Source organism: [Phormidium] sp. LEGE 05292 (assembly GCF_015207735.1).
Classification (GTDB): Bacteria; Cyanobacteriota; Cyanobacteriia; order Cyanobacteriales; family Aerosakkonemataceae; genus Floridanema.
In genome coordinates, this window is record NZ_JADEWG010000198.1 from 1 (window position 1) to 9,953 (window position 9,953).

4 protein-coding genes are annotated in these 9,953 nt (G+C 38.8%); 2 read left to right on the forward strand and 2 right to left on the reverse strand.

The annotated features are described in order from the left end of the window. Window positions 1–27: 27 nt before the first annotated feature. Both IQ264_RS29210 and alr read right to left on the reverse strand, forming a co-directional pair. Window positions 28–2,208, reverse strand: a complete 2,181-nt coding sequence (locus tag IQ264_RS29210) for an ATP-binding protein (protein ID WP_193985637.1) — start codon at window positions 2,206–2,208, stop codon at window positions 28–30. A 373-nt stretch (window positions 2,209–2,581) separates the two neighbouring features. Continuing rightward, window positions 2,582–3,799 (reverse strand): alanine racemase, encoded by a 1,218-nt coding sequence (gene alr / locus IQ264_RS29215; RefSeq protein WP_193985639.1) that lies wholly within the window; start codon window positions 3,797–3,799, stop codon window positions 2,582–2,584. Between the two features lie 525 nt (window positions 3,800–4,324). Between alr and IQ264_RS29220 the strand changes: the two genes are divergently transcribed. Both IQ264_RS29220 and IQ264_RS33270 read left to right on the forward strand, forming a co-directional pair. Continuing rightward, on the forward strand, window positions 4,325–5,332 hold the full coding sequence (locus tag IQ264_RS29220; RefSeq protein ID WP_413470376.1) for an adenylate/guanylate cyclase domain-containing protein: 1,008 nt from the start codon (window positions 4,325–4,327) through the stop codon (window positions 5,330–5,332). Between the two features lie 383 nt (window positions 5,333–5,715). Beyond that, complete coding sequence (locus tag IQ264_RS33270; RefSeq protein ID WP_228061908.1) at window positions 5,716–9,900, forward strand: PAS domain S-box protein; 4,185 nt, start codon at window positions 5,716–5,718, stop codon at window positions 9,898–9,900. Window positions 9,901–9,953: the final 53 nt, after the last annotated feature.

Here is a 9,953-nt window from a genome sequence, read left to right on the forward strand (position 1 = left end):
CCTCCCCATCTCCCCACCTCCCTTTTGTCAGAGAATTTTTTGCTGAATGGGAATCTGGATGAGAAACTCAGTTCCTTCACCAGGGGTAGAGTGACATTCCAGTTTACCTTTATGTTTCTCTGTGACAATTTGATAGCTGATAGACATTCCCATTCCGGTTCCTTTTCCTACAGGTTTAGTTGTAAAAAAGGGATTGAATATCTGCTGTTGAATATCTTTAGGAATACCGATACCATTATCAGCGATCGCAATCTGTACCCACTCACTATTAAGCAGAGAAGTGCTAATTGTAATGCAGTTATTACGCGGCTTTGTCACTTTGCTATTATTTTCTTCTAAAGCATCAATCGCATTACTAATAATATTCATAAAAACCTGATTGAGTTGACCAGCATAGCATTCTACTAACGGTAAATTACCGTAATTTTTAATCACCTCAATTTCCGATCGTTCCGGTCGGGCTTTCAGGCGATGTTGCAAAATAAGTAGAGTGCTATCGATGCCTTCATGAATATTGACAGGTTTCATTTCGGCTTCGTCGAGACGGGAGAAATTTCTTAATGTCAACACAATTTCCCGAATTCGAGTTGCCCCAATTTTCATAGAAGATAAAGTTTTCGGTAAATCCTCAATCAAAAAATCTAGTTCAATTTCCTCAATAAACTTTTGAATTTCTGTATCATTCTTTTTAGAGCGTTCCTGATATAAATCAATTAAATCTAATAAATCTTGAATATAATCATTGAGGTGAACGAGGTTGCCGTGAATAAAATTAACTGGATTATTAATTTCGTGCGCGACTCCGGCAACTAATTGCCCCAAAGAAGACATTTTTTCACTTTGAATAACATGAGCTTGAGTGCGTTGTAACTCGGTTAAAGCATTTTTGAGTTCGATCGTGCGTTGTTCAACTCGCTCTTCGAGTTCTACATTACTTTTTTCTAATTCAGTAAATGATTCCCGCAGTTGCCTTGCCATAAAATTAAAAGAATTGGCAAGTTTATTAAGTTCTTTAATCCTACTTCCTTTGATAACTTGATCTAAATTTCCTGAAGCTATAGATTCGCTGGCTTGATTGAGTCTTAAAATCGGATGTGCGATTCGACGAGAAGTAAAAACACCCATCACAGATGTCACCCCCAACGCTGCCAAACAGAGCCAAATCGTAGTCTTAGTGTTGGCATGAATCTGTGCCATAAATGCGCTTTGGGGGACACTCACAACGACTAACCAATCTAATCCATATTGGTCACGCCAAGGAGTAACGTGAACATAATATGGCTCTTGCTGAAAATCAAATTCCAGTTCTTGAGGTTGAGTAATATTCTGGAAGTTGTGAAAGCGTTGCTGGAGTTGTTGAGCAATTCCCTTGACGATCGGATCGGGACTATCAACTGCTTTCAAACGTTCCACTTCGTTCTTGATAATAGCAAAGGGCTGTTTTTTCCCAGAATTAGCAATTAACATTCCATTTTTTTCTAGGATAAAAACTTTTCCTGAGTTACTCACTTCAAGAGTTTGCAAAAAATTGCTCAGTTTCAACAGATGAATGTCAGCTCCAACCATCCCCAGTAAACGATTATTAGAATCATAGATGGGACGACCGACAGCAGCCGTAATATAGGGGCCAAAGGGAGAATTCCAAGTATAGATGCGTGACCAGATGGGTTTACCTGCTTTGACAGGTTCTAGATACCAACTTTCTGCAAAATTATTGTAACTATAGATGCTATTAACTTTGGTGCGATTACCCCGATTATCGGTAGCGTAGTTAATGCAATTGTTCGGCAATTTAGCACTCCAATCGTCAATTGTTACGGTTTTGCCATCGTAACGCGCTGCACCTAGTCCCTCGCCCGTCGTCAGCGCCATACCAATGTAGGTGAGATTATATACTTGCATTTCATGCCAGAAATACTTGCTCACAGTTTTGCGATCGCGTACATCCAACAATCCCATCCGAATTAAATCTGCATTAATTTGACTCACTTGATGGGGAATAGATAAGTACGAATCTAGGTGATGATTCACGGTACGGCTAGTTCGTTTCATCAACTGATTTGCCAAGTCTTCCACTGCTTTCTGTCCATTTTTGAAGGACAAATATCCCACTAGACCAACTGTTCCAAAGATTTGCAAAACAAATGGAATAATCAGTACAAGTTGTAATGGTAATGCGATTTTTTTATGAAAATGATACTTATTCATAAAGCATATTTTAATTTATAAAATATAATTAAACCATAAAGAATTGATAATTTTTATTTTTTAACGACTCTGAATTGAACACTTCCATAAATAGCAACAAAGTACACACCATCGTAAAAATCAAGGTTGGTTATTAAGTATTTTTAGCCAACTCAGGAAGCTTGTTGAAAATCCAAAAATGTTAAATTCGGTATCCGTGAATAAATTTACTCAAACTACCCAAATCATCAAGTTAGCTATAGAGATTTAAGTAACAATAGTTTAGATGATCCGATCTTCTCAACTATTGTTACCCTTTCCCTTTCTCCCTGTACGAACAATTGATGAATTGTTCCTACTCAAAGCTGAAAATTTTCTTGCCCTCTACTTTCTTTTACCTTCTACCTTCTGCCTTCTGCCTTCTGCCTTCACCAACGGCTACACGGGGGAGGCGATGTTTAAAACTGCAAAGAATTTCCCAGGAAATAGTACCTAAAGTTTCTGCCCAATCATCAGCACCAATTTGGAAATTTCCATCTTTGCCCAAAACAGTTACTACTTCGCCCACTTGTAAATCGGGAATTACACTAACATCAAGCATGATTTGATCCATTGTAATTGCTCCCACTTGAGGAACTTGCTGACCGCGAATTAAAACTTTCATTTTGTTAGAAAGGTTGCGGGGGATACCGTCTGCGTAGCCAATTCCTACTACCGCTAAACGCATTTCTTGGTCAGCAATGAATTGATAACCGTAACTTACTCCAGTACCAGCAGTAATAGTTTTAACTTGAGTAACTCTGGCTTTTACCTGCATGACTGGTTTAAGTTCTACTACTTGTTTTAAATGAGTTGCTGGGTAAAGTCCGTAGGTAGCCAAGCCAACTCTCACCATATCATAGTGTAAGTTGCGGCTGGTTAAAGCGGCGGCTGTATTTGCTAAATGTAGTCGGGGAAATTGCCTACCTAAGTTGTCAAGTTTAGTATTGTTTAAACGATTAGCGATCGCATTTTTTGCTGCTTCAAACCGCCGATGTTGCTCTTTCATAATAGTCGGATCGACACTATCAGCAGTTGCTAAGTGTGAATAGATACTGGCTATTTCTAAATTCGGACAATGATAAACTAGCTGAACAAAATCAGCAGCTTCTTGCCAGTTAGTTCCTAATCGTGACATTCCCGTATCTAATTTAATATGTACAGGTAAATTTTGATTTAGGGAACTCAAAGTCTCGGAAAAAATTAAAGCTTGTTGGGGCGTACAAAGAGTAGGTTGTAAATTCCATTGTGCGATCGCTCGAATTTGCTCAGGTGTATTCGTCGCCCCTAAAATTAAAATTGGTGCATTTATCCCCGCTTGGCGTAACTCAATTCCCTCTGGAATTGTTGCCACTCCCAGCCAACTAGCTCCCGCTTGTAAAGCTGTTTGCGCTACAGTACAAGCACCATGACCATAAGCGTCTGCTTTTACCACCGTCATCAGTTGCGTTTGAGGCGCTAAAAGACTTTTCATTTGCTGTACATTGTGAGCTAAAGCTGCTAAATCTATTTCTACCCAAGCCCGTTCACATCGCATAGCAGCTAAAGCAGAGGTTTGATCCCAACTTAACATTCCGTCTCACTCCTTCATCACTCACACTTTTAGCCATTTGCCAAGCCTACCCGGAAAATATCTGACTGGTTTGGCAAAATTAAATCACTAAAATTATCCAAGATTAACTCGTTGGTAAGTAAATTTTACATTTAGCTAACAGAGAATGCCAAGGGTTAATTTCAGTATTAATATCATTCTACAAATATTTTTTTCCAAGCTAGACTATAGGAAATATGAATTGCGATCATGAAGCGAATCCTCCTTAGTTACAATCTAATTATCTATTTTTCAGCGACTTGTATTTTTTTTCTCACCTTTTTAGATTTGATTTATTTAAAATCTGAGTTACAAAATTCTCATGTCATGCACCCAGCTATAGATGAATTCCCAGAAATCCGCACTCATCAATTTTTTTCAGGCCATTTGTTAATTAACTCATTAGTAATATTTTTCTTTTTGTTGGCTATTTATTGCTTTTTTAAAATAGTACAAAAATTAAAAAAACAGCAGCAAACTGAGCAAGCCTTACAACCAAGGGAATTAATGTATCGCAGTATTTTTGAAAATGCTACCGAAGGAATTTACCAAACTACACCTAATGGGAAATTTATTAGTGCTAATCCGGCTTTAGCTAATATTTTAGGTTACGATTCTCCAGAAGAATTAATTAATAATATTACAGATATTAGTAATCAAATTTATGTTGAAACAAAAAGGCGAGAAAAATTTATTAACGCCTTAAAAAAAGACAATAATACAGCAAGATTTATATCCTTAGTTCGGCGCAAAAATGGTAATTTAATTTGGATTGCAGAAAAAGCGCATAGCGTGAAAAATTCCCAAGGTGAATTGCTTTATTATGAAGGAACTGTAGAAGATGTTACTAATCGCAAAATAGCTGAAGAAGCACTGCAATATCAGCAAGAACAAACAGAAAGGTTATTATTTAATATATTACCTGGACCGATCGCAGTCAGGCTGCAAATGCAAGAAAGCACTATTGCTGATAGTTTTTCTGAAGCTACAGTTTTGTTTGCTGATTTAGTCAATTTTACAGAACTGTGTACGGCTATACCTCCTACAGAATTAGTGAAATTGCTCAATGAAATTTTTTCCGTATTCGATCAATTAGCCGAACAATATGGTTTAGAAAAAATCAAAACCATTGGGGATGCTTATATGGTAGCAGGAGGGATTCCAATCGAGAGAGAAGATCATGCAGAGGCGATCGCACAAATGGCATTAGATATGTTAAAAGAAATCAAACGTTTTCACACCAAAGACGGACAACCTTTTAGCATCCGCATTGGGATTAACAGTGGACCCGTAGTTGCTGGAGTAATTGGAATAAAAAAAATAATTTATGACCTTTGGGGAGACACCGTAAATATTGCTAGCCGCATGGAATCGCAAGGCATTGCTGACAAAATTCAAGTAACGGAATTTACTTATAATATTTTATGTGGTAAATATTTATTTCAGGAAAGGGGAACGATTTCAGTTAAAGGTAAAGGCGAAATGAAAACATATTTTCTGATGGACAAGTTGTAAAAAAGACAAAATAACGGCAGCTTTCAGTGGATTTAAGTTAAATTAGATATTTAAAAACCAATTTTAGTCTAGTGCAGCGCAGCAGAAATTATTGAGCAGCTAAAAACGGGTAACTGTAGGGGCGAGTTTAGAAGAAAATCTTGTCTTCATAACAGAAGAATTAACCACAAAACCCACCCCTACAAAGCCCTCTGCCTTGTGCCCTCTGCTTTGTGCCTTCTTACACTAGTTGAGTGAGGGGTGTTTTCTCAGGTGAATTCGGCAAATTTAGCTAAATATAGCCATAAAACTAAAATTAGCTAAACTATCAGGGAATTGTTCTTACTGACTGATTGTTTGACCGATGAAAATCCAATTAGGTCGTTTTTCGATTAATTATATATATGAGAATTCGCCTTTTACCTTACATAGCAGCACTGTCAGCAGGAATGGTAGTTCTGGCGGGTGTTTGGATTATCGATCGCTCTGAGCAACAGCGTTTCCAAGAAAGTAATCGCGCCGATGTGCTCCATCAACTCAGCACCGTCCGCGCCAAATTAGAAGGCGCTTTAAACTCCCGACTATTTCTGGCAAGAGGTTTAGTTGCTTATGTTTCCAATCATCCAGAAATTGACCAAGCAGAATTTGAACGCCTTGCCAAAGTGTTAGTTTCGCAACAAACTGGCATCGGGAGTATGGCATTGTATAGAGATTCGATCGTCTCTCACATCTACCCTTTAAAAGGTCATGAAGCAGCGATCGGATTTGATCCTTCAACAATCCCGCAAGAACGAGAAGCGATCGAACGAGCAATTAACAGTAGAAAAACTGTGATCGCAGGGCCAGTAAACTTAGTAGAAGGGGGTGTAGGTTTTATCAACCGTACTCCCATTTTTCTCACACCCCGCAATCAACCCCCCGAATCTGGGAAATACTGGGGATTAGCTGGCGTAATCGTGGATAGAGACACGATTTTTCAAGAAGCAGGACTGATAAAGTCAGGAAATCAGGCAAAAAATCTTCCCCAATCCCATCAACCAATCGAAATTTCTTTGCGGGGAAAAGATGGATTAGGTGCCCAAGGTGAAGTATTTTTCGGTAAAGGCGCGATTTTTAATAAAAATCCGGTAATTTTAGAAATAGAATTGCCCAATGGTTACTGGCAGATAGCAGCAATTCCTGTGGCTGGTTGGCCAAAACAAGCACCGATTTCTCAATGGTTGCAAATTGGCGGGGGAATTTCAGCTTTATTAAGTAGTATTTTGGTGTATATTTGGGTGCGATCGCCAGAAAAATTACGCCGAGCAGTGCAAAAAGCCACTCTCGCCTTACAAGAATCAGAAACTAAATATCGTGAATTAGTAGAAAACGCCAACAGCATTATTGTCAAGCTTGATACCCAAGGTAATATCACCTTTTTTAATGAATTTGCTCAACAATTTTTTGGCTATTCAGAAAAGCAAATAATTGGTAAAAATATAGTGGGAACCATAGTTCCCTTAACTGATAGTTCCGGGCAAAACTTAGCCGAATTTATTCAGCAACTACTTTTAGATCCAGAAAGATACAATCACCAAGAAAACGAAAATATCCGCAGCAATGGGGAAAGAGTTTGGATTGCTTGGCGCAACAAAGCTTTATTTGATGAAGATGGGAATTGCACTGGGTTACTTGGTATTGGTACAGATCTTAGCGAACGTAAACAAGCCGAAGCCAAACTCCAAGAATCAGAACAAAAATTCCGTACCCTTTACGAATCAACAAGTGATGCCGTAATGCTGTTAGATGAAACAGCCTTTATTGATTGCAATCGCGCCACTTTAGAAATGTTTGGTTGCACCAGTAAAGAGCAATTTTGTGGCAAACATCCCGGTGATTTTAGCCCACAATTTCAACCGAAAGGCGAAGATTCCGCCACTCTCGCTGCCCAAAAAATCAAAATAGCTTTGCAATTAGGAAAATGTCGCTTTGAATGGTTACATTCTCGCTTAGATGGTAGCCTATTTCCCGCCGAAGTTTGGCTAACTTACATGGAATTAGGAACAGAAAATCAAGATGGTTTACCTCGCCAAGTTGTGCAAGCAGTAGTCCGAGATATTACCAAAAGAAAGCAAGCAGAAGAAGCTTTAAGAGCTTCTCAAGAAATGTTACGCTTGGTGATGGATAATATTCCCCAAGCTATCTTTTGGAAAGACCTGAACTCAGTTTATCAAGGTTGTAATAGAAAGTTTGCCGAAGATGTTGGTTTAACCAATCCAACCGCAGTTCTTGGGAAAACAGAATATGATTTTTGTAAAAATGAAAGTCAAGCAGAATTTTTAAAAGCGATCGATCGACAAGTGATGAAAAGTAATACACAAGTCACTCAATATTGTGAATTGTTTCAGTTTAAAGATGGTCGCGAAGCTTGGTTAGAAACAATTAAAATTCCCCTGCATGATGGAGAAGGAAATGTAATGGGAATTTTGGTAACTTATGAAGATATTACTGAGCGCAAACGCATTGAAGCAGCATTACGAGAAAGTGAAAATAAATTCCGTTTATTATTTGAGCAGTCAGGAGATGCCATTCTGTTATTACAAAATGATAAATTTATTGATTGTAACCAAGCTGCCGTAGAAATGATTGGTGCAAGTGGCAAAGAACAATTATTAAACTTACATCCTGCTCAATTATCACCAGAAAAACAACCCGATGGTAGCTACTCTTTAACTAAAGCAAATGAAAATAATGCTTTAGCAATTAGTCGAGGAAACTGGAGATTTGAATGGATACATCAACGTTTAGATGGCTCAGAATTTCCTGTAGAAGTATTACTCACCGCTATTCCATTACAAGGTGAAAAAGTCCTCCATGTAGTTTGGCGTGATATCACCGAACGTAAACGTGCAGAAGAAAGTTTAAAAGCAAGTGAAAAACGCTTACGCAGACAAAGTACCGCTCTTTTAGAATTAGCAACTGACAGCAAACTTACCTGCGGCGATTTAGTAGTAGCAATTCAAGCAATTACCGAAACAGCAGCTAAAACTTTAGAGTTAGAAAGAGCTAGTGTCTGGTTGTATAATCCAGAAAGAACAGGAATTATTTGCTTAGATTTATATGAACGTAGCAGCGATCGCCACTCGTCAGGAATAGAATTACTATCTATAGACTACCCCAACTATTTCCAAGCGTTGCAAACCGAACGAATCATCGCCGCACATGATGCTAATACCGACCCTAAAACCAGTGAATTTTCTATTAATTATTTAACTCCTTTAAGCATTAGTTCCATGTTAGATGCACCAATTAGATTAAGTGGTCAAATGATTGGTGTAATCTGTCATGAACATATTGGAACAGCACGTTCTTGGTCTTTAGAAGAAGAAAATTTTGCCGCCTCCTTAGCTGATTTTGTCGCCTTAGCAAAGGAAAGCGCAGAACGTCGTCGCGCTCAACAAGCACTCTTAAAAGCAAATGAAGAATTAGAAATTCGCGTTGAAGAAAGAACAGCCGCTTTAAAAGAAGCAAATCATCAATTAGTTGGAGAAATTCGGGAAAGAAAACGCTCAGAAGAAGCATTACGCCAAGCCGAAGAAAAGTATCGCCAAATTTTTGAAAATGCCGTAGAAGGAATTTTTCAAACCTCAGTAGATGGACGTTACTTAAGTGCTAATCCCGCATTAGCCAGATTATATGGTTACAACTCTCCTGAAGAATTGATGAATAATGTCCAAAACGTTGAACAACAAGTTTATGTTAATCCGCAGCAGAGAGCAAAGTTTATTCAATTAATCGCAGAACATAACAGTGTATTTGGGTTTGAATCGCAAGTTTTTCGTCAAGATGGAAAGATTATATGGGTTTCGGAAAATACTCGTGCCGTCCGTGATGAGCAAGGAAAAATCCTTTATTATGAAGGGACAATTGAAGATATTACCAAACGCAAAACCACCGAAGAAGCATTACGCTACCAACAAGAACAAACAGAAAAATTACTCTTAAACATCTTGCCACAACCGATCGCCGAACGCCTACGAAGAGAAGAAAGTACGATCGCAGATATCTTTAAAGAAGCCACAGTCCTATTTGCCGATATTGTTGGATTCACCGAACTTTCCGCAAGCATTTCCCCCGTAGAACTAATAGAAATGCTCAACGAAATCTTCTCCACCTTTGATACACTAACCGAAGAACATGGCTTAGAAAAAATTAAAACCATTGGCGATGCTTACATGGTAGTCGGAGGATTACCAATACCGCGTAAAGATCATGCTCATGCGATCGCAGAAATGGCATTAGATATGAAAACACAGATCGATCGTTTTAACCGCGAAGCCGGACAAAACGTACAACTCCGCGTAGGCATAAATACAGGCCCCGTTATCGCAGGCGTAATCGGCATCAAAAAATTCATCTACGATCTTTGGGGCGACACCGTAAACACCGCCAGTCGCATGGAATCTCACGGATTAGCCGGACAAATCCAAGTCACAACCACAACCTACGAACTACTAAGAGACAAATACCACTTCCAAAAACGCGGCAACATCCCCATCAAAGGCAAAGGAGAAATGACAACCTACCTGCTAACAGGGAGAATGCGTTAAGAAAGGTAAGTGGGGACAAGGGGACAAGGGGACAAGGGGACAAGGGGACAAGG